Consider the following 22,200-nt stretch of genomic DNA (forward strand, 5'->3'; position numbering starts at 1 on the left):
CAATTATATAGCTCATGGCAGTTTTGTTAGTTATATAGTTGTTTAAAGCAAAATAGCCAACCAAAAGCTAAAACTCAACATACACAATATAGTAGAAAGTACCACCGTCCCTGCAAGCGTTGCTTGATGCTGTTTTAACTGACACGCAATTAAGTAAGCATTTACCCCTACAGGTGATGCACTCAATAGAACTAGCACATTTCTTATTTGCTCATCTAACTCAAACACATAAGTTGCTGCAACAAATACCCCAGCCGGTAATATAATAATTTTTAATAATGAAGATATAAGCGCGGGCTGCCAGTTTGAGGCTATTTTATAAAATACTAAGTTTGCGCCTAGTACAAATAAAGCACACGGAATAGCGGGTTTGGCGAGTAAATCTATACTGCTTACTAAATTGTCATATAAGCTAAGCCCAGATACATTAATGATCAACCCGCAACCAATACTCAGTACGATAGGGTTTAGCGCCATACTCTTGCTAAAGTTATACCATGAGAAGTTTTCAGCACTTCCTTTTGCCCCAATTAAAAAGGTCAGGGCAAATAGCAATGTGCTATGAAAGGTGATGATCATAAATGCAATAGCAATCATCTCTTTACCCAGTGACGCTATAACAATTGGGATACCTACCAACACCATATTTGAATAACTTCCTGCCAAACCAAATACGCTGTGTTGTTGATAATTTATTGCTTTATTATTGAGACATGGCTTATTTAAGTAAAAGCGGTCAATTAAAATGCCTAATCCAAACACACTCAAAACAGGTATGTAAAAGCTCAAAAATGCAAAAAGGCTAATACTTTGCTGTAAGTTTATTTGCGACATATTTAGTACTAAAAAGGCCGGTAAACTCACATAAAAAGTAAATTTACTTAGACCCGCAATGTGTTGTTCGTTAAAAAACTTTAACTTACAACATCCATAACCCAGTGCCACAATAAAAATGAGCGGAAAAATAATTGAAAAAATATGCACGTAGTTACATCCTAGTAATGGCTAAAGTTAGCGTCTAAATTCATCACTTTGCGGTAAATTAATTAAAATAAGTACAGCGCCTCTTCCACCATATTCGAGAGGGGCTTGGTGCATCGCTATTACGTCAGGGTGCTGTACTAAGTACTGAGGCACTTTGTGCTTTAGTACGCCGCCACCAATACCGTGCACTACACATGCACAATAATAATGCTGCTTTTTACATTCGTGAATGAGTCCAGCGAGTTCGTCTTTAGCAAGTTCTTTATTTAAGCCATGTAAATCTAGCGTCAAATCGGGTGCAAAGTCACCACGGCGAAGCTGTTTAGCTAGGAAAGTATCTTGGCCAGGTTTTACATATTTAACCGTGCCGTGGGTGTCTATATCGGGAATATAAACGTCTGAGAAGAAAAATTCAGATTGAGCCTGCTTTTTTTGCTGGGCAAATTGCTTAGCTTGTGACACCTTAGGCTTTGTATCAAAACGATGAGTATCTTGTTTAAATACTTTGGCGCCTGTGATCGTTTGACGAAATAAGCTTATGTCGTCATTGCTTAGGGACGAATGTGATGGAGTGTCTTTTTTCATAACTATTACCTAAACAAAAAAACGTAAAAACGCAGCGCAAAAGGCGGTACAATACTTAAATGAGGGGCAATTGTAATTTGCCCAGCGCAGATAGGCAATGCAATCGTCTTAAAGACTCAAAACAGTCAGTAAGCTAATACAGGTAAAAATATATGAGCGATTTACAAATAGAAGAAGCAACACTCGAAGAAGCCGTTGCAGAACTGTCAACTTTACATGACTGGTTACGTTGGACTACAAGCCAATTTGCAAGTAGTAGTATATTTTTTGGACACGGTACAGATAACGCATGGGATGAAGCTGTAAGCTTATTACTGCCTGCGCTTAGCTTGCCTGTTGATGCGCCAAAAGAATTAATGCACGCGCGTTTAACAAGCACAGAAAAAAACCGACTTGCGGGTCTTATTGCAGAACGTATTAACGACTGCACACCAGTACCTTACTTAACAAACATTGCATGGTTTGCGGGTATGCCGTTTTATGTTGATGAACGTGTACTTATACCTCGCTCACCATTTGCCGAGCTTATTAGTAACCGCTTTACGCCGTGGCTTGAAGAGCCACAATCGGTAAACCGTATATTAGATTTATGTACGGGTTCGGGTTGTATCGCAATTGCACTTGCGCAAGCTTTTGAGCAGGCACAAGTTGATGCGGTAGATATATCGTATGAAGCGCTTGAAGTCACAGACATTAACATTAACGATTACATGTTGAGTGATCGCGTGTTACCGATTCAGTCTGATGTATTTAGCGGTGTACCAGGTCAAAAATACGACCTTATAGTAGCAAACCCACCGTATGTTGATGCAGAAGATATGGCTGACTTACCACGCGAATTTCATCATGAGCCAGAGCTTGGGCTTGCATCAGGCCACGATGGTTTAGATGTAACCCGTACTATATTGAGCGAAGCGAGTGAACATCTAACTGATAACGGTTTGTTATTTGTAGAAGTTGGTAACTCTATGGTACATATGGATGCACTGTATCCGGGCGCGCCGTTTGAATGGATTGAATTTGAACAAGGCGGCTTAGGTGTATTTGTAATTAGTAAAAAGCAGCTAGATGAGTATTTTGCAAAATAAGTAAAAAATGAATAGCCAAGCCCTGTGCTTGGCTATTGGTAGTCATTAGGAATGAGGAAAGTTAATGGCAGGTAATAGCATTGGGCAGTTATTTAAAGTGTCCACCTTTGGTGAGAGCCACGGCGTTGCATTAGGCGGCGTTGTTGATGGTACTCCCGCAGGTCTTGAAATCACAGAGGCCGACTTACAAATTGATTTAGATCGCCGAAAACCAGGCCAAAGCCGTTACACAACGCAGCGCCGTGAAAGCGATCAAATAAAAATATTAGCAGGCGTTTTTGAAGGTAAAACCACAGGTACCAGCATTGGTTTATTGATTGAAAATACCGATCAACGCTCGCAAGATTACGGCAAAATTAAAGATGTATTTCGCCCAGGTCATGGCGATTACACGTATTGGCATAAGTACGGCTTGCGCGATTATCGCGGTGGCGGTCGTTCATCTGCACGCGAAACCGCGATACGCGTAGCGGCAGGTGCTATTGCTAAAAAATACTTAAAGCAATTTCATGGGATTGAAGTTAAAGCATGTTTAAGTCAGCTTGGCCCTATTAAGGCGGAAACGTTTGACTGGGATGAAGTGGAAAATAACTTATTCTTCTTCCCTGATGCAAGTAAGCTTGAAGCGCTTGACGAATATATGCGTGACCTTAAAAAGCAAGGTGACTCAGTTGGCGCTAAAGTAAAAGTAGTGGCAAGCAATGTACCTGTTGGTCTTGGAGAGCCAGTATTTGACCGTCTTGACGCCGAACTTGCACATTCATTAATGAGTATTAACGCTGTTAAAGGCGTTGAAATTGGTGATGGCTTTGACGTAGTTGAGCAAAAAGGCTCTGAGCATCGTGATGAACTAACCCCTGAGGGTTTTACATCAAATCATGCAGGTGGCGTACTTGCGGGTATTTCGACAGGGCAAGATATTATTGCTTCTATTGCGCTTAAGCCAACGTCGAGCATTACTATTCCAGGTAACAGCATTAATACAAGCAACGAAGCGGTTGAGATGATCACTAAAGGTCGTCACGATCCGTGTGTGGGTATTCGTGCAATCCCGATTGCTGAGGCAATGATGGCTATTACATTAATGGACCATTTACTGCGTCAACGCGGACAAAATCCGCATGTAAATCATCAGCACGGCCCAATTAACGGCTCTGTTTAAGTATTTATAATTATAAAAAACGCGGATTACCGCGTTTTTTTATGTCTGTAATTTAGTTTAAAGCCTTTCAGGAGTTGTTCAAGTAGGTCCTATATACTGCAAGAAGGAGGGTAGTAATCATGAACGATAATATTAATGAACACTCACAAATAAAAGCCCAGGCTGCAATAGCCCGCTTAGAACGTTTCAGTAAGTTAACGGATAGCAGCATTGGTATTCCTTTTACTAAATTTAATATAGGCCTAGAGGCTGTGATTGGTTTAATTCCCGTTATAGGTGATGCCGCAGGGCTAATTTTATCAAGCTATGTGCTTATAGAAGCGCAGCGTTTAGGTGTGAGTAAACGTATAAAGACTAAGATGATTATCAATATGCTCATTGACTTTGTGGGCGGCTTAGTGCCGTTTTTTGGCGATATATTTGATGCGTTTTTTAAAGCTAATACGCGTAATACACAACTATTAAAAAAACATTTAAACAAGCAGTTAAGTGAGTAATTAATAGCTTTAAGTAACCGTTAGCAAAGAGACTTTAAACAAAATGTTGTTGGTTGTTTAATCACCTAGTAAGGTAGGAGCGTCTATTCACTTTGGTATTTACAATATGCAATTATTTATCGGTAATAAAAACTACTCCAGCTGGTCATTACGCGCATGGTATTTAATGAGTAAATTTGATGTTGAGTTTAGTGAAACCCAGCTGGTACTCGACACCCCTAATTTTTACAATGAACTAAAAAAGACCTTTGCTGTGCAAAAAGTTCCAGCGTTAATTGATGGCGATTTACAGGTTTGGGATTCACTAGCCATTTGTGAATATATTAACGATGCTTACTTATCAGGCGCTGCATGGCCAAAATATATTACCCAAAGAGCTAAAGCGCGTGCGCTAAGCGCTGAAATGCATTCAGGCTTTATGGCGCTGCGCAGCGAAGTGCCAATGAATATAAGAGCTACCCGTAAAGTAGACCTATCGAGCGAAGCATTAAAAGACATAGCCCGTATAGACGAGATATTTGCACAGCAACAAGATGTGTTTCCAAACGAGTGGTTTTTTGGTGACTTTAGTATTGCTGATGCTATGTACGTACCTATTGTATTGCGTTTAAAAACGTATCAAATTACGTTATCGCCAGAGGCGCAACAATATTGTGACTTTGTTATGCGTTGCCCCGTATTGCAAGCATGGATCACTCAGGCATTAACCGAAACCGATATTGTAGAGTGTGATGAAGCAGGAACGCCTGTATAATTATTGTTTTTCAGATGGCATGTTATGTGCCTTAAAATCATAAGTTTAAACTAGGCTGCTCATGTATCTAAATCACCCAAGGTATGGCAATAAATCGATAACTACCAATACCTCAGTGACAATAGAGGCGATAGAGAATGCGCACTGGCGTTACTCGAGGCTTAAATACTTCCCTAATACGGTAATATTGGCAGATATAAAAAAGCAAAACTATGCCATTGACCCTCGGGCACTTTATGTTGATATTGAAGAGAAGTGCGAAAGTTGCTCTAAGGCATTTATTTTTTTTGCTCAAGAGCAGCAATATTGGTTTGAGGTACTTGATTTTTGGGTCGATTCACACTGTACACGTTGTTTTGAATGCCGTAAGCATGCCAGATATATACTAACTCTACGTAAACGGTACGATATGTTAACTAGCTTAGCCAATAAAACCTCAAGTGAAAAAACACAGCGTAAAGAACTTGCCAATACGCTTTACTGTTTAGGTATTATTAAAAATATCAATAAAGTGAAAGATTAATCCGCTTATATTTTACTATCACGCCTTATTTTTACTTTAGTTGTAAAAGCCCGTACAATTCGTCTCGTTTTTAGTGCGCTAATATGGCGCTGTAACCGAGACGAATTAATCAATTTTTATGCATCAAATAGCTGATCTAATTTCAATTTTTGAGCGCACTTTTTATCAAAGTCACAATACACGACTGATAAAAGGCGATTGTGAGCCTGTGTATTTACCAGCAACAGAGCAGGTGCCATATCACCAGGTTGTATTTGCGCATGGTTTTTATGCCAGTGCATTACATGAAATAGCACACTGGCTGGTGGCCGGTGATGCACGTCGGTTATTAGAAGACTACGGCTATTGGTACTGCCCTGATGGGCGCGACAAACAAAAACAAGCTGAGTTTGAAAAGGTAGAAGTAAAGCCCCAAGCTATAGAGTGGTTATTAAGCACCGCAGCAGGGTTTAATTTTAATGTGTCGGTGGATAATTTAAACGGCGAGCAAACGTGTCGGTTTGATTTTCAGCAGCGAGTATATGCACGGGTATTATCGCTAATCGAAAATGGCTTTAACTCTCGTACAGAGTCACTTTTAAAAGAAGTGTGTGATTTTTACAATACACCGTGGCCCTTAACAGCGCAGCAATTTAAGTGGCAACATCCAAAGGAGCTTTGTAATGGCGTTTAAATTAGGCTTAATTGTAAACCCTGTAGCAGGTTTAGGTGGCACAGTCGCTTTAAAAGGCAGTGATGGCGCACACACAGCGGCAAAAGCAATAGAGTTAGGCGCAGAGCCAAAAGCAAATAGCCGAACAAAAGCAGCGCTTGAGGTGCTATTACCTTATAAAGAACGCTTAACCATTTACACTGTTAACGGTGACATGGGTGAGCAAACAGCAAAAGCTTTGGGCTTTAATGTAGAGGTTGTATATAACACTTCTGCAATAACAACCCCAGATGACACAGAACAAGCCGCAAAAATACTTAAAAACTCTGGTGTTGATTTAGTCTTATTTGCCGGAGGCGACGGTACAGCACGTAACATTTGCCATGCAATAGAGGATACCATTCCCGTACTTGGTATTCCCGCAGGTTGTAAAATTCATTCTGGTGTTTACGCTATCACGCCAAAGGCTGCAGGGCGCGTAGTCGAAATGCTGGTTAAGGGGGAGTTAGTTACCTTAGCCGATGCAGATGTAATGGATATAGATGAAGATGCTTTCAGGCAAGGCACAGTAAAAGCCAAACGCTACGGCGAAATGCAAACACCTAGCGAAGTACGCTATATGCAAGCGGTTAAAAATGGCGGTAAAGAAACCGACGAACTCGTACTTGCCGACATTGCAGCGCATGTTGTATCGCAAATGGATGAAGACACATTTTATATTATGGGTAGCGGCTCAACGGTTGAAGCCATAATGGAAGAAATGGGGCTTGAAAATACGTTACTTGGTGTTGATTTAATAAAAGATCAAACCTTAGTTGCCCAAGATTTAACGGCTAAGCAATTGCTTGAGCTTACACATGATCAAAGTACTAAGTTAGTCATTACGCTCATTGGCGGGCAAGGGCATATATTTGGCCGTGGTAACCAGCAATTGAGTCCTTTGCTTATACGCGCAATTGGCAAAGAAAATATTATTGTAGTAGCAACAAAAACAAAACTACTAGCGCTTAATGGTCGCCCCCTTATTTGTGATACAGGCGATGGCGAATTAGATGATGAATTAACCGGTTATATTAAAGTAACCACCGGATTTAACGACCATATTATGTATGCAGTAGGGCACCAAAACCTTGAAAATACAGGTGCTTTGCAAAACCAGGAGATTAATAAATGAGTTTAGTGAACTATATCGATGCAGCCCAGCAGTACTTCGATGATTTAGTAATAAAAGCAACTGACGATGAGTTATTTGCTGGCGGCTATTTACGAGGTCATTTTGATCTTGCAGTTGGTTATGCCGAAGTAGAAAAGCTGACAATCAGTATAGATGAGCTAAATGAAACTGTAGAGCAAAGCTTAGTTAAAGCATATCGCAACGGCGAGCTTAACGAAGAAGACAAGGCATTAGTTGCACGCTTGTGGGATGAAGTTAAAGCCCTCGCTTAACCCTAAGTGGCAAAAAAACACGATTTGTTTATCACTATCGTGTTTTTTTGTGCCCAAAACTTTTAAAGCACATTCCCATGTTAATTTACTGTTTTGTTTTTATGCGATATTGTTACTAAAATAAATTTTAGGAACAATAAAAATGAATAATAATCAAGACGCTTTACCTTCAGGGGTTGTAGCGCGTTTTTTAAATTTTGTTGAGCGAGTAGGAAATAAGCTTCCAGATCCAGCCGTAATATTTCTATTTGCAATGTTATTGATTTGGTTTTTGTCGTGGTGGTTTTCAGGCGTGAGCTTTGATGCAATAGACCCACGTACCGGTGAAGCGATTATTATTAATAATATGCTGGCAAGTGATTCGCTCGCTACTTTTTTATCCTCTATGGTAAAAACCTTTACTGGCTTTGCTCCCTTAGGTGTCGTTTTAGTAGCTATGTTAGGTGTCGGTGTTGCAGAGCATTCGGGATTTATTAATACCGGCCTTAAGTTAATGCTTAAAGTTACTCCTAAAAAGCTATTAACGCCTTCAATCATTTTAGTGGCCATTGTGAGCCATACCGCTACTGACGCAGGTTATGTATTAGTTATTCCACTTGCCGGTGTTATATTTTATGCAGCAGGACGCCATCCGCTTGCGGGTATTGCAGCTGCATTTGCAGGAGTCAGTGGTGGTTTTGGGGCTAACTTTATTCCATCGGGTATCGACCCATTGCTACAAAGCTTTACCCAAAGTGCGGCGCAAATAATTAATCCTGCAATAACAATTAACCCGTTAAATAACTGGGCATTTGCTTCAGCATCTAGCTTATTTATTGTGGCATTAGGCTGGTACATTACCGATAAAATTATTGAACCACGTTTACAAAAAACAGCAGTTGATGGTGCTAAAGATGATTTACCTGTATTTGAAGATGCACGTAGTGATGAAAAACGTGCCTTTTATATAGCCAGTACCGTGATGATTGCTGGACTTGCGTTATTAGCATTTGTCTCTGCTCCAGACGATTCTGCAATGCGCAGTAGTGACGGATCCCTTACTAATTTTAGCTCTCCTTTAATGCAATCAATTGTACCACTAATATTTTTACTTTTTTGGATCCCAGGCACTGTATATGGTTTTACGGTAGGTACCTTTAATACTTCAAAAGATATGATTGATGCTATGAGTAAAGCGATGAGCGGCATGGCATATTATATCGTCATGGCGTTTTTCTGTTCGCTATTTATTGCTGCATTTAGTAAATCAAATTTAGGTGCACTGCTCGCAATTGAAGGTGCGCAGTTATTAAAGGCGATGGAATTGCCAAGTGCAGTAACGGTTGTAGGCATTATCTTTTTAACTGGCTTTGTTAACTTGTTTGTAGGTTCAAGTTCAGCAAAATGGGCGTTACTTGGCCCCATTTTTGTGCCGATGTTAATGCAACTTGGCATTTCGCCAGACTTAACTCAAGCCGCTTATCGTGTAGGTGACTCAAGCTCTAATATTATTACACCGTTAATGCCATACTTCCCATTAGTGGTGGTGTACTGTCAAAAGTATGTCAAAGGCACCGGTATAGGCACTTTAATTGCTATTATGCTGCCGTACTCAATTGCCTTTATGATTGGCTGGAGTATCTTTTTATTAGGTTATTGGGCACTTGGTATTCCTTTAGGTTTAGATGCAAGCTACATCTATCCAGCATTGCCTTAGCCTAAACCTTTATGAACCTCACTCACTTGAGTGAGGTTTTTAAATAAAAGTCCTGTAATGTAAAAGTAAGTCTAAGTTATCTTTCTAAATCTCTCACTATATAGCCAAATAAGCTGGCCTCTCCAACAATATACACATAATCATTTTTGTTGTTCATTATTGTAGACTTATCGTCATACCACCTAAAATCATGAATCTTATTCGTTTTAGGGTCTTTGAAGTATAAACGAGTACAGCTATCTTCATACTCAGTGCCACACTCTTGTACATCGGTCAGGATGTATTCTTTATACCAATAGTCGCCTTGTGTGTAGTAAGCCCATAATTTAATAGGATCAGAGATAAAAACATAGAGTATTCCAAAGATTAATAAAGGGGATAATGGGTACATGAAAATGGATGCTAATTTTATTTTAGTATCTGAGAAATTGTATTTAAGTGATTCTCTATATTTACTGCAGCGTTTATATTTATTGAATATAAGTATATTTAAATAGATAAATAGTGCACAACAGATAATAGGGAGGGTTATAAAGAAAACAGCGTCGTATAGTTCATTTGAGATGAATGGTGGATCTGTAAAGTCCATTAAAATAGGTATAGTGATGCATAATAAAATGGGGAGTATTATTGCTACAAAGAGCAAGTTGTCGTAAATCTTTTTCAATTTTTAATTCGTCCGTGAACTATAGCCTTTGTCTAGTTTACAGAATTTTTGTTATTTTAAAAATCAGAGAAATGTATTTATAGGCATTAAGCAACCCGAACTCAGGCTAAAAAAACTATCTCAAGCCGCTATTGAATTGACGCGAAAGTTTACTTTGTTTTCACTGTAGCAGCAGCTTAAAAACAAAAAAACCTTGTCACTTTCGTGGCAAGGTTTTTTTATTAAAGAGTCGTTGCTTATTTAGCTGTGAAGCTTACAGGGCGACGTTCTTTACGAGGACCGCTGCGCTTATCACCGCGTGCGCCGTCATCTTTATTAAAGCTGCGTTTCTTATCACCAGCTGGACGCTCAGAGCGTTCGCCACGTGGTTCAGCAGGACCTTGATCAGTTGTAATTGTTAAGCCCATAGGGCGTTTACAAATAAACACTTTTTGGAAGTGATCAAGTACATCTTTAGGCATGTTTTGCGGTAATTGAACCGTGCTGTGATTGTCGTGTAGACGAATATCACCAATAAACTTGCTTGAGATGTCAGCTTCGTTAGCGATAGCGCCAACAATATTTTTAACCTGAACACCATGTTCACGACCTACTTCGATACGGTACGTATCCATAGGACCTGCATCACGGCTGTTACGTTCGCGAGGTTTACGCTCAGCGCGTTCACCACCACGTTCGCCGCCACGTTCGTTACGACGTCCACGGTCACCACGATCGTTGCGTGAATTGCGGTCGTTACGCTCGTTACGTTCACGAGGTTGAATCTTAACTTCTTCAACTTTAATTGGCGACTGTTGCTGTGCTAAACACAGTAACGCACCCGCTAAGCTTTCAAGAGGAAGATCAAGTTTTTCAGCCATGTTAGTAGCTACTTCATTGAAGAACGTGATGTCTTTGTTTTCAAGCGCAATAGTTAATTTTGCTTGTAACGCTTCGATACGTTTTTCTTCAACAATTTTTGCTGTAGGTAATTCAACTTGAGCAATTTCAGACTTCGTATGACGAATGATATTTTTAAGTAAATAACGTTCGTTATGTTTTACGAATAAGATTGCTTTACCAGTACGACCAGCACGACCTGTACGGCCGATACGGTGAACGTAGGCTTCAGAATCTTGTGGGATATCGTAGTTGATAACTAAGCTTAAACGGTCAACATCTAGACCACGTGCCGCTACATCTGTTGCAATAACAATGTTTAGCATGCCACTTTTTAAGCGATCTACAGTGCGTTCACGTGCTTGCTGGTTCATGTCACCGTTAAGTGGAGCAGCAGAGAAACCTTCGCGCTCTAATAACTCAGCAAGTTGTACTGTATCGTTACGCGTACGTACGAAAACAATAGCACCTTCATATTGCTCAGCTTCTAAGAAGCGAACAATTGCTTTATTTTTGTGTACGCTTGCATTCCAAAACACTTGCTCAACAGATGATACTGTCGAGTTACGCGCAGAAATATGAACCTGTTCAGGATTGTTCATATACTTGCTGCTGATGTTTTGAATTTGCTTAGGCATAGTCGCAGAGAAAAGACATGTTTGCTTTTCGCGCGGTGTTTTTTCCATGATGCTTTCTACATCATCGATAAAGCCCATACGTAACATTTCATCGGCTTCATCAAGTACAAGTGCTTGTAGAGCATCAAACTTGATAGTGCCACGGTTAATGTGATCGATTAAACGACCTGGAGTTGCAACAATAACCTGAGCGCCACGACGAAGTGCGCTTAATTGGATACTGTAGCTTTGGCCACCATATAGTGCCAATACTTCAATACCACGAACATGTTTAGCATATTGTTCGAATGCCTCAGCAACTTGGATCGCAAGCTCACGTGTTGGTGTGAGTACAAGGATCTGTGGCTGTTTCACAGACGGGTCAATATTATTTAGTAATGGCAGTGCAAATGCTGCGGTTTTACCTGTACCCGTTTGAGCTAGTCCCAGTACGTCCTTTCTTTCTAGCAATAACGGTATACATTGAGCTTGGATTTCAGATGGTGTCTTGTAACCCAACTCTTCAACTGCCTTCAAAATTGCAGGAGAAAGATTTAGAGATTCAAACGTGACTGGTTCTGACATTAATACGCCTCAACGAATTTAAAGAGGCGCGCATTATATAGGATTCGCGAGGCAAATGCTTGTATAAATTGAAACTAATTTCTATGTGTTTGATGTTGGTCGAAATTTAACCAGTTTGATTTGGGGTTTATTAAACTGGTTAACATATTTAATACAACGCTTATTTGTACAAGCCTAGGTTTTCTTTTGCGTAAGCTTCAAATTCTGTAAATCCACCGATGTGATTTTGATCCACAAAAATTTGTGGAACGGTAGGGCAAGGTTTACCAGCTGACTTTTCAAGGTCGGCTTTACTAATGCCTTCTTTAATTATATCGATGTAGCGAAATTTAAAGTCATCACGTTCATTTGATAGTTGCTCCGCAACATCTTTTGCACGAACACAATATGGACAACCTTCACGGCCAAAAATTACAGTTAACATAGCTTTCTCCTCAATTTGATTAAAATCAGTTTAAATGATTGAAAAATTATTTAAAGCAAAAAAAATCGATTACACCATTCTAATAAAAACTATAAATCATATATTGCATATCAATATGATTTGCAAAATGCGAATGAGAAACTAAAGCGCTGTCTGTCTAATACTTAAGTATATGAATGCAAGTGTGTTTACAAGAACTAATTTGTGGCACATAACTTGATGATTAAGAGGTATACATTGGGTTAACGAGAATACTTTATGAATATTAATAGTCACGTCTTAGAAATTATCCAAGGGGTAATCGGTAAATATTGTGAAACCCAAAATCGAAATTTTTCAGTTACTTTAATTAACAAGTTGCAATGTAACTACGTTTGTTTGCAAATTCCTCTTGAGCAAATGATTGCGCAATGCGAGGAATTTCTGATTCCAGCGCTAGCATCTGTAAAGCAGAGCTTTTTACTTAACCTAGAAGCAAATATACAAGGGGTTAGCCTTCATTACCAGATTGATGATTCTGAGCAAGTAAACACGCTGGATTTTCATGGGCTTTTAGCAACAAAAGAGTCAGTTAGTTTGGCGCTTGATATTAGCCAAAATATAGATGTTCTAACTGATTGTGAGGCGTTATTTAAAAGTTGTTTAATAACATCGGATAATACCCATGAGCGCTTTGGCTTAAATTTTAAATTATTCAATAGCACTTTTAAGGAAACGGTACAGATTGAGGATTTACGTCACCTTAGTGGTGACGCGCTAACTTATAAACTAAATGGTGACAGCATAAATAGACACATAAAGTTATGCACTATTAGCGACATTAGTGAGCTGAGCCAAGAGAATAAACTATCTAGAAAAATACTAGGTTGGCCATTTTTTGATACTGACCTCATTACCATTTTAACAACATTTCATACGCAAACACGTTTATCTGTATTAGTGGCGGATGATAGCTTACCAAGCCAAATTGCAACAAAAGTGATGCTCGAAATGCTGGGCTGCTTAGTAACATGTGCAGAAAATGGCGCTAGTGCTTTAACGCTTGCTCAAAATGAACCATTTGATTTACTGCTCTTAGATGAGCGCATGCCAGGAATGTTTGGCAGTGACGTAGCACAGCAATTGGTGCGTCAAAATACCCCTAATAATGATACACCCAAAGTTATTTTAACGGGGCTAACAGGGGATGAGCAGATAGCTGAGTTATTTGAAAAAGGTATTACGCACTATTTACAAAAACCAGTGACCAAAGCAGTGCTCGAAAAGTTTATTAAACCTTGGCAATTAGCGTCTTAAATTGGTTAATAAGGTGGCAATGATGCATGACTTTTCTAAAACAGCGCTTATTTTGATTGGTTTTCAAAATGATTACTTTTCACCAAAAGGTATTTTGTATGACGTGGTTGAAGAGTCGTCAAGAATTACTGGCGTGGTAGAAAATACACTCTCTTTATTGGCCGCCTGTGCAGAGCAATTTGCGTTAGTTGTTAATACACCCATTCATTTTACACAAAACTACAGTGAGCTTAAAAATCCGATTGGCATATTAAAAGCTATTGCTGATGTGGGCGCATTTAAAGCAGGTTCGTACGGCGCTCAAACCATTGAGCAGCTAGATTTTTTTAGCAATGTTATAGAAGTGGTGCCTGGGAAAAGAGGTTTAAATGCTTTTACACATACTGCTCTAGCGCAAAAGCTCAAAGAACATGGTGTCACTAATGTAATTTTAGCCGGCACGGTGACTTCTATTTGTATTGACTCAACTGCGCGAACGGCTGTTGAACTTGGTTTTAACGTCACTATTTTAAGTGACTGTACATCGAGTCGCACTCCTTTTGAACAAACTTTTTACTGTGAAGAGGTTTTTCCTCTTTATGCGCGAGTTTGTGATAGTAAAACTTTTATTAAGCATTGGAGAGAGCATGGATAACAACGATGAACTACAAGTGCAAATCCAATATGCATTGGTCGAAAAGCTCTCCAATAGTAATCGACGTCAAGCAAAGCTATTAGCTATTTTAGATGAATGTATTTTTGAGTGTGATAAACATTTAAATCTTACCTATATTAACGAAGCATGGGAGAAGAAACTAGGTTACTCAAGCAATTCATTAATTGGTTCTAATATTACTAAGTTAATGAATTGTGACGATATTATGCATTTTGTTGCATACAGTTGTTGTTTGCTTGAAGGAAAGCAGACTCCTAGTGTAGAAATACAAATAAAAAATAGTCACGGACTCTTAAACTGGTTTGAGTTGAGGCTAGTTTATGATGAAAAAAGCGGTTTTATAGGTTCACTCTATGACATTCAACGTCATAAAGACTCACAATTTTTGCTTACACAACAGCAAAAATATGTAAAACGCTTATCGCTTGTTGCGAGCCATACAAATAACTTAGTGATAATTACAGATAAATTTGGCGTAATTGAGTGGGTTAACAATAGTTTTGAAGTACTTACAGGTTACACCTGTGATGAGGTTATAGGCACCAGTCCTGGTCATTTACTGCAAGGGCCAAAAACATGTGAAAAAAGCCGTAAGGTCATGTCTCATGCCGTAAAAAATGGACTTCCTTTTCAAGTTGAAACTACAAATTACGATAAAAACGGTAATATTTATTGGGTTGCTATTGATGCAAACCCAGTGCGAGATGATGAAGGCCAAGTAAAGCACTTTATCGCTATAGAAACTAATATTACGCAGCGAGTTAAAGCCGAACAAGCAATGGCAGAGATAGAATATAATTATCACTCTGTCGTTGATAATATCCCTGATATTGTTTTACGCCTTGATACATTTGGCAATCTATTATTTATAAATCAAGCATGGCAGCGAGTTCTACACAGCAAGGTAGATGAGAGCCTTGGCTTACCTATAATTAAGTTTATAGCAAAAGAAGATGTAGAAAAAATTAGTAGCACTTTACTTGATTATAAACAAGGTAAGCGTGACATTCGTCGCTTTGATATACGTTTAATTAATGCACAAGGTATAAATAACTGGGTCGAAATTACACTTACTCCAATTGTTGGTGGCTACGAAAGTGATTTATCATCAATTGCTGCGACACTTGTGGATATACAAGAGCGTATTGAAAGCGAGCAAATATTACTTGAAGCTAAACATCAGGCAGAAACCCTAGCGGAGTCAAAAAGCCGATTCATGGCAAATATTAGTCATGAAATTCGCACACCATTAAATGCTGTGATTGGATCTGCAGATATTTTGCATCATACCGGTTTAACTTCTGAACAAATGCGCTATACACAAATGATTAAAACAAGTTCTGACGCGCTATTAAGTGTATTGGACGATGTATTAACGTACTCACGTTTTGAAGCACAAGCCATAACACTCAATAATCAGCCATTTAGTATTGATACGTGTATTGAAGAAGCAATAGATATAATTTCCCAAAGCGCTTTACAAAAAGGGCTTGAGGTTATTTTTGATTTTTATCCTGATGTACCAGCTCAAGTAATTGGTGATCATGCCCGTATAAGACAAATAGTCATAAATTTATTAGCCAATGCGATTAAGTTCACTCAACATGGTGTAATAACGGTTACTGTTAAGTGCACTCATATTGAAGGTAATAATTTAAACCTTTATATATCTGTAAAAGACACGGGTATGGGAATTGCAAAAAATAAAATTGACAGTATGTTTATGCCTTTTATTCAATCCGATAATTCAATTACTCGAAAGCATGGTGGCAGTGGCTTAGGGCTTGCGATATGTAGGCAAATTTGTGATGTGGTAGGTGGAGATATTTCGGTTAGTTCTGAGTTTAATAAAGGAAGCGAGTTTATAGTTAATTACCCGCTGCAAATAGACACAACTGACTCAATTTTAAGAGAAGGGTTTGCAGCACGAAGTAAAAAGCCAAAAGTATGGATAGTAGGAAGTCACGAAATTCTAAAAACAGCCTTGGAGCATACGCTCACTCGGTTTTCTATCACTTTTGAACACTACGAAGTATGCCCAGATATACCCAAGTACGATAGTTTTCCTGATGCAATTGTACTAACTGATCCTCAAATGTTAGCCCAAACACGCGAGCGTATAAATACATACAACTCCCTTAATTCACCGTGTTTACTCATCCTAGATTTGCTAGGTAAAAGCTTATTACCGCAAAATATTAACGACAGAGAGCTTAGGTTAAATGGCCCTTATAAAGTATCCCATGTACTACGGGCAATTAGTTTATTAGAAGAGCAGTTGTTTCATTTGGATATTATATTTACCAATCGTGAGCAAAAAGAAACTTTAGAAAGCCCCTTAGGGTTAACTCAGTTAAGCGGAACCAAGGTATTAGTTGCTGAAGATAATACGAATAATCAAATTGTAATTCGGCAGTTTTTAGAACAAAAAGGTTGCCGTGTACATATTGTTAGTGATGGTCAAGAGGCAATAATAAAGGCGCAAAACGATGAAATTGATATTATTTTTATGGATATCCAAATGCCAATACTCGATGGGATTTCTGCAACTAAAGCAATCAGAAAGTTAGGTATAACCACCCCCATAATAGCACTCACTGCAAATGCGATTCATGGTGATAAAGAGCGATTTATAGACGCGGGGATGAATGACTATTTAGCTAAGCCAATTGTAAGTGAGACACTTTATTTATTACTTGATAAATATGCCCCAGAGCAGGTTATTGAATCTAAACATTTAAAGCTCTCTCGTTTAGCGCAAGTGTGGGGAAAGCTGAGTTGAGCAATGAAGGCTAGGGTTTGTTAAACGTTTAGGGTTAAGTTTGTAGCAGTGTGTTTGGTATTTAGGCAAAGTTGAGCCTATGCAGTGTGGTTATTTTCCATAAATGGGTGATAACGTAGCATTAATGCCAAACAGGCGCTGCCCAAAGGTTTCTTCCTAAGGGCTATTTACTCTTTGTTGCCAACATGGATGTAGGTAAGGGGCGTGAGCAGAACGCGGAAGCTTTGCTCGGTCTTACATCGATGTAAGTCAGTAGGGTAACGCAGGAGCAGTTACCGATCCCGCTAGGTTATAAACCTCGCGCCGCGATTAAACCGCCTGTAGTTTGAACGAATTTTAATCCGCAAAGATCAACAGACAATATAAAAAGTGGGTTTGCGTTGCATAAAACTTGATAAACGGAGAAATTAACCTAGTATTTTAGGGGTAAGTTAAATTTATTTTTTAGTAATTAATGAGTGTTTTTAGTGTGGGTTTTTTTAATTTGATTCGCAAATTGCAATTCAAAATAAAAATAAAATGTTATGAACTTTATTTAAATACTCAATCATACCTTTAATTTATTTTAACGACATGATTTTGTAAGGTTTTTACTTTTTTGTAAAGTTGTTATCTGGTTGGCACGACTTTCGCAATATATTAAATATCAAATCAAGACGAATTTAGTTAAATTTTTAAGGGGTGCAATATGCAAACAAACACAAAAGCCAAACAACAGCCTAAAGGTAACAATTGGGTACTAACACCTGAAATTATGGTTTTGTCAATTTTGCTTGTTGCCACTTTAGTAATAGGTATAACAGTTTTACGAGGTAGCGATTCGATTGAACCGCTGGCAGATATTCAGCCAATTACTTTTACACAAGCTGATGTTGAAAACGCTCAGTTGATGAGTAATACGTTTGACTCGCAAAATACCAACTATGCACAACATGTAACTTCTTCTAAAAACGAAAATAACGACACTCTTTCAAACTAGAGACTTTTGCGCAGGTAACTATTTATAGTTGCCTGCGTTTTTTTATGTTCCTACCACCAATTTAAATTTTTATCCCTCCCCATAAAATTATTTATTTTCTCTTAAATTTAGATGGTGCTTAACCTAAACAGGGTTTTATCAAAGCTTTCTCTTTTCTCATATACAATTGCTAATATTAGCTTTGGTCAGTATCTATTAACTGGCTTATCTGTGTTTTATAAGCTCGATTAAGCGCTCACATTGCCAATGTAGCTGCATTGCAAACTGAATTGCAAAATGCGAATGAAATGGGAGAAGTAAATCCATTTAATATTCTAATTTAACTACCTGAATATATTGGTTTTTATTTCTGTTTTTTTGTATTTAAAATGGCCTGTAAATTGCTCTTTAATATAATAAGTCACTAAGAGTGAAACCGGAGCAAAATCATGAGTGCGTTTAAATACCTAGAATCGGAAAAACCAGTCAATCTAGCAAGATGGCATGAGTTAGAGAGGATCATGTCTGATTCAATGCAAAATAATTATTTTAAAATGGTTTATCAACCGCTTGTATCATTGGGATCTGGAAAGCTGGTCGGCTTTGAGTCGCTAGTAAGGTGCCAATCACCGCGCTTTGGCATTGTTGGCCCTGATGAGTTTATCCCTCATGTAGAGCAATCGGGAATGATTTTAGAATTAGGTGACTGGATTTTTGAGCAATGTTTGTCTGATTTAAAACATATGCGGCAGTTTGGTATGACAGATATTGCTGTTTCATTAAATATTTCACCGGTACAAATCTTAGATGGTGATGTGTTTTCAAAAGTAATGTCTTTGCTAGAAAAGCACCAAATACCACCACAGGCTATTAAAGTCGAATTAACGGAAACAGCGCTCATTCATAGTCCTGATAAAATAGCTAAGGCGTTTGAAAACTTCCACAAAGAAGGCGTAAAGGTGTGGATTGATGATTTTGGCACTGGGTATGCCTCTTTAGGTTTACTTCGTCAATTTGATATTGATGGTTTAAAAATTGATCGCAGTTTTGTAAGTGGTATTGCAACTAATAATGAAGACTTTACGTTATGTAGCGCAATTATTGCGATGGCTCAACGATTGGGTTTACAAACGGTAGCAGAGGGTATTGAAGAGAATGAGCAATTACAAATATTAGAACAACTTGGTTGCGATATAGCTCAGGGATACCTGCTAGATAAGCCGCAAACGTTAACTAAAAGTATTGATACTTGGGCTTTGTAAATGTTTATATTCATTTTGATTTGCAAAATGCAAAAAACAAATTACTCTTAAACTACAACTCTTACATTTTATTAGTGTACGAAGTTTTAACTTACACAAAGGTTATCTATGCCCATATCAGAGCAGTTTGTCGATAAAAGTATTACCGAGCTAAATGTATTAACTCAACTCGAAAAGGATGTTGGGACAACCGTGTTAGCTCGTTTAATTAAATTATTTATTGATGAATTAGTTACTATGGCTAACCAATTAGATACGGCAATTAGTAGTGAAGATACTATAAAAATTAAAGAAGTAATGCATGTCTTAAAAAATTCAGCAGCTTTATATGGTGCATCTGCTTTAGCCGCCTTAGCAACACAATTACACGATTCGCCACCGTCAACTACACAAGAAAACTTGCACGCAGCGCTTGTTATTAAACACAACTTGGATAAAACCCGAGATGCGTATCAAATAATGAGTAATAGTATAGCTATCTAGGAGAAAGCCGTGTCAGATATAATCGATAAAGGTCTTGTTTATATAGTTGAAGATAGCATTGCCAGTGGTGCTTTATATGCAAGTCAGCTTGAACAGGCTGGTTTCCAATGCAAACACTTTACAGATGGGTACTCTGCTTTAGTAGGTATTAAAGAAAAAATGCCAGCGGTCATAGTACAAGACGTATGCTTGCCAGATATAAGTGGGCTTGAGGTATTACAATTTGTAAATAAGCAGAAAAATCCTGCTAATGTAGTCATGATCACCTCAAACAGCTCTATTGATATTGCAGTGGAAGCAATGCGTTTAGGCGGTTTTGATTTTTTAGAAAAACCTTTCACAAGTCAACGACTCATTAGTTCAGTAGAAAGTGCCTTGACGCCAAAAGAGCAAGTTAAAGTTCAACCATTGGTTAAAAACAGAGATAAAAATCAAGATTTTGTTGGTGAATCACTGGCAATGAAAACCGTTTTTAGATTACTTGATAGTGCAGCTAGAAGTAAAGCGTGTGTATTTATCACAGGTGAAAGTGGAACCGGTAAAGAAGTTTGCGCACAAACCCTTCATGATACAAGCCCGAGAAATACAGGACCATTTATTGCCATAAACTGTGCAGCTATCCCTGCTGAGCTATTTGAATCAGAATTTTTTGGTCATGTTAAAGGTGCGTTTAGTGGGGCATTAAGCGATCGAAAAGGGGCTGTTGAAGTGGCCAACGGCGGTACCTTATTTTTAGATGAATTATGTGAAATGGAACTTAACTTACAAGCAAAGTTATTACGCTTTTTACAAACAGGTATTTTTAGTAAGGTGGGTAGTAGTGAAGTATTACACAGCGATGTTCGTTTAGTCTGTGCAACAAACAGAAACCCAATCATAGAGGTTGCAGAGGGGCGTTTTAGAGAAGATTTATATTACCGTTTAAATGTTATCCCCGTAAAGCTCCCCCCTTTAAGAGAACGCGGAGGCGATATATTACTGCTTGCTGAGTATATTTTGAAACAAAAAAGCGATAGTAATGCAAAGCATTTCACTGGTTTTTCTGATGAAGTTAAGGCGCTTTTTTGTAATTACGATTGGCCAGGAAATATTCGCGAACTACAAAATGTAATTGAAAACACCGTTGTTATTAATGATGGCGATGTAATTGAAAAAGACATGCTACCAAGCTCATTTGGATTAGGCGCTGTGAAGCACTCGATATCTGCTAAGTCAGTTCACAATACAAACGAGCAGAGTGTTCAACTATCGCCTATGTCTGTTCATGATATAGAACCTTTGTGGCAAGTTGAAAAAAGGGCGATTGAAAATGCAATTAAAAGCTGTGAAGACAATATTCCTCTTGCTGCTGCTTATCTAGGGGTTAGTGCATCTACCATTTATAGAAAAATAAAGGGATGGTCTTAAAGTTATAATCGATTTTTAATTACACTTTTCAGGTTGAATTAATAAAAGTTACCCTAAGCTTTATGGGTAAGAGCAAATTAATTTTTAATCTGACACAGTAAAAGGAGATCGCAATGAGTAACACTAGTTTAAAACCTGCGGATATTATGCCATCACTAGTAGTGAGTGATGTTGATGAGAATAAGGTAGATTTAGTTGATAGAGTAAGTGACTCTCCCTGGAAAATGATTGTTGTTTATCGAGGCCAGCACTGCCCTAAATGTACTGCGCAACTTAACGAGCTTGCTAAAGTTCATAAAGACTTTAAAGATGCTGGTGTTGAAGTGGTTGCAGTAAGTGGTGATAGCCATGAGCAGCTTAATAAACATCTTGAAAAAATAGATATTAACTTCCCAATTTACTATGGTTTAACAATCGAACAAATGACCGATTTAGGGCTACATATTAGCGAGCCTCGCAGTGATGCAGAAACTGATCATCCATTTGCTGAGCCAGGCATTTTTGTACTTAATGAAAAAAATCAGCTTCAAATGGTCGATATATCAAACAGCCCATTTGTTCGTCCTGATTTAGAGCAACTGCTAGGTGGAATTAAGTTTTCTAGAGAAAACGACTACCCAATCCGAGGCACATTTATTAAATAACATTCATTTTCATGGTTTCAAAAGGCACTTTTTAGCTGTCTCTTATACACAAATCCCTGCTAAGAAATTAGCGGGGATTTTTTTGAACTAAATCTCAATGTCATGATCAGATCTTCAAATCTTGTTTGAGGGCACATTATGATTAACGAACATA

Annotated in this window: 22 protein-coding genes; 17 read left to right on the plus strand and 5 right to left on the minus strand. The window is 38.3% G+C overall.

Annotated features, from left to right (window positions below; genetic code table 11):
- Window positions 1-42: 42 nt before the first annotated feature.
- A complete protein-coding gene (locus tag H5088_RS15735; RefSeq protein ID WP_182753624.1) occupies window positions 43-984 on the minus strand; it encodes an AEC family transporter in 942 nt (313 codons plus the stop codon).
- Between the two features lie 27 nt (window positions 985-1,011).
- Window positions 1,012-1,569, minus strand: a complete 558-nt coding sequence (smrB, locus tag H5088_RS15740) for an endonuclease SmrB (RefSeq protein ID WP_007377742.1) — start codon at window positions 1,567-1,569, stop codon at window positions 1,012-1,014.
- 152 nt (window positions 1,570-1,721) lie between these two features.
- Between smrB and prmB the strand changes: the two genes are divergently transcribed.
- The 9 genes from prmB to H5088_RS15785 all read left to right on the plus strand — a co-directional run bounded on the left by prmB (window position 1,722) and on the right by H5088_RS15785 (window position 9,387).
- A complete protein-coding gene (gene prmB, locus H5088_RS15745) occupies window positions 1,722-2,657 on the plus strand; it encodes a 50S ribosomal protein L3 N(5)-glutamine methyltransferase (protein ID WP_007377743.1) in 936 nt (311 codons plus the stop codon).
- A gap of 64 nt (window positions 2,658-2,721) precedes the next feature.
- Window positions 2,722-3,819 (plus strand): chorismate synthase, encoded by a 1,098-nt coding sequence (gene aroC, locus H5088_RS15750; protein WP_002962170.1) that lies wholly within the window; start codon window positions 2,722-2,724, stop codon window positions 3,817-3,819.
- A gap of 119 nt (window positions 3,820-3,938) precedes the next feature.
- A complete protein-coding gene (locus tag H5088_RS15755) occupies window positions 3,939-4,316 on the plus strand; it encodes a DUF4112 domain-containing protein (protein WP_024591638.1) in 378 nt (125 codons plus the stop codon).
- A 106-nt stretch (window positions 4,317-4,422) separates the two neighbouring features.
- Window positions 4,423-5,070 (plus strand): glutathione S-transferase family protein, encoded by a 648-nt coding sequence (locus tag H5088_RS15760; protein WP_182753626.1) that lies wholly within the window; start codon window positions 4,423-4,425, stop codon window positions 5,068-5,070.
- Window positions 5,071-5,131: 61 nt separating this feature from the next.
- On the plus strand, window positions 5,132-5,593 hold the full coding sequence (locus tag H5088_RS15765; protein WP_182753629.1) for a zinc-ribbon domain containing protein: 462 nt from the start codon (window positions 5,132-5,134) through the stop codon (window positions 5,591-5,593).
- Between the two features lie 118 nt (window positions 5,594-5,711).
- On the plus strand, window positions 5,712-6,266 hold the full coding sequence (locus H5088_RS15770; RefSeq protein ID WP_182753630.1) for an elongation factor P hydroxylase: 555 nt from the start codon (window positions 5,712-5,714) through the stop codon (window positions 6,264-6,266).
- The gene (locus H5088_RS15775) at window positions 6,256-7,419 is read left to right on the plus strand and encodes an ATP-NAD kinase family protein (RefSeq protein WP_154903375.1); all 1,164 of its coding nucleotides are present in this window, start codon (window positions 6,256-6,258) and stop codon (window positions 7,417-7,419) included. Before H5088_RS15770 ends, H5088_RS15775 begins: the two co-directional genes overlap by 11 nt.
- Entirely contained in the window at window positions 7,416-7,691 is a 276-nt protein-coding gene (locus H5088_RS15780; RefSeq protein WP_024596509.1) for a YfcL family protein, read from the plus strand. The genes H5088_RS15775 and H5088_RS15780 overlap by 4 nt, the downstream gene beginning before the upstream one ends.
- Window positions 7,692-7,833: 142 nt before the next feature.
- On the plus strand, window positions 7,834-9,387 hold the full coding sequence (locus H5088_RS15785; RefSeq protein WP_182753633.1) for an AbgT family transporter: 1,554 nt from the start codon (window positions 7,834-7,836) through the stop codon (window positions 9,385-9,387).
- A 76-nt stretch (window positions 9,388-9,463) separates the two neighbouring features.
- Here H5088_RS15785 and H5088_RS20355 read toward each other — a convergent pair whose 3' ends face one another.
- From H5088_RS20355 to H5088_RS15800, 3 genes are all read right to left on the minus strand, one after another.
- Complete coding sequence (locus H5088_RS20355; protein WP_240915864.1) at window positions 9,464-9,778, minus strand: hypothetical protein; 315 nt, start codon at window positions 9,776-9,778, stop codon at window positions 9,464-9,466.
- 512 nt (window positions 9,779-10,290) lie between these two features.
- The gene (locus H5088_RS15795; protein ID WP_024606656.1) at window positions 10,291-12,135 is read right to left on the minus strand and encodes a DEAD/DEAH box helicase; all 1,845 of its coding nucleotides are present in this window, start codon (window positions 12,133-12,135) and stop codon (window positions 10,291-10,293) included.
- Between the two features lie 160 nt (window positions 12,136-12,295).
- Window positions 12,296-12,559, minus strand: coding sequence for a GrxA family glutaredoxin (locus H5088_RS15800; RefSeq protein WP_024595981.1), 264 nt, complete (start codon window positions 12,557-12,559; stop codon window positions 12,296-12,298).
- A gap of 258 nt (window positions 12,560-12,817) precedes the next feature.
- On the opposite strand from H5088_RS15800, the gene H5088_RS15805 reads away from it, so the two are divergent.
- The 8 genes from H5088_RS15805 to H5088_RS15840 all read left to right on the plus strand — a co-directional run bounded on the left by H5088_RS15805 (window position 12,818) and on the right by H5088_RS15840 (window position 22,046).
- Window positions 12,818-13,855: a response regulator gene (locus tag H5088_RS15805; protein WP_259398125.1), complete on the plus strand. Its 1,038-nt coding sequence runs from the start codon at window positions 12,818-12,820 to the stop codon at window positions 13,853-13,855.
- Window positions 13,856-13,877: 22 nt separating this feature from the next.
- Window positions 13,878-14,489, plus strand: coding sequence for an isochorismatase family cysteine hydrolase (locus H5088_RS15810; protein ID WP_182682043.1), 612 nt, complete (start codon window positions 13,878-13,880; stop codon window positions 14,487-14,489).
- On the plus strand, window positions 14,482-17,292 hold the full coding sequence (locus H5088_RS15815; protein WP_182753636.1) for a PAS domain-containing hybrid sensor histidine kinase/response regulator: 2,811 nt from the start codon (window positions 14,482-14,484) through the stop codon (window positions 17,290-17,292). Before H5088_RS15810 ends, H5088_RS15815 begins: the two co-directional genes overlap by 8 nt.
- 688 nt (window positions 17,293-17,980) lie before the next feature.
- Window positions 17,981-18,271 (plus strand): hypothetical protein, encoded by a 291-nt coding sequence (locus H5088_RS15820; protein WP_182715663.1) that lies wholly within the window; start codon window positions 17,981-17,983, stop codon window positions 18,269-18,271.
- A gap of 500 nt (window positions 18,272-18,771) precedes the next feature.
- Window positions 18,772-19,512 (plus strand): bifunctional diguanylate cyclase/phosphodiesterase, encoded by a 741-nt coding sequence (locus H5088_RS15825; RefSeq protein WP_039489281.1) that lies wholly within the window; start codon window positions 18,772-18,774, stop codon window positions 19,510-19,512.
- Between the two features lie 108 nt (window positions 19,513-19,620).
- A complete protein-coding gene (locus H5088_RS15830) occupies window positions 19,621-19,995 on the plus strand; it encodes an Hpt domain-containing protein (protein ID WP_039489282.1) in 375 nt (124 codons plus the stop codon).
- Between the two features lie 9 nt (window positions 19,996-20,004).
- The gene (locus H5088_RS15835) at window positions 20,005-21,402 is read left to right on the plus strand and encodes a sigma-54 dependent transcriptional regulator (protein WP_082007326.1); all 1,398 of its coding nucleotides are present in this window, start codon (window positions 20,005-20,007) and stop codon (window positions 21,400-21,402) included.
- Between the two features lie 113 nt (window positions 21,403-21,515).
- Window positions 21,516-22,046, plus strand: coding sequence for a peroxiredoxin-like family protein (locus H5088_RS15840; protein ID WP_039489283.1), 531 nt, complete (start codon window positions 21,516-21,518; stop codon window positions 22,044-22,046).
- Window positions 22,047-22,200: the final 154 nt, after the last annotated feature.

It is taken from the genome of Pseudoalteromonas sp. SR43-3 (assembly GCF_014163875.1).
Lineage (GTDB): Bacteria > Pseudomonadota > Gammaproteobacteria > Enterobacterales > Alteromonadaceae > Pseudoalteromonas > Pseudoalteromonas distincta.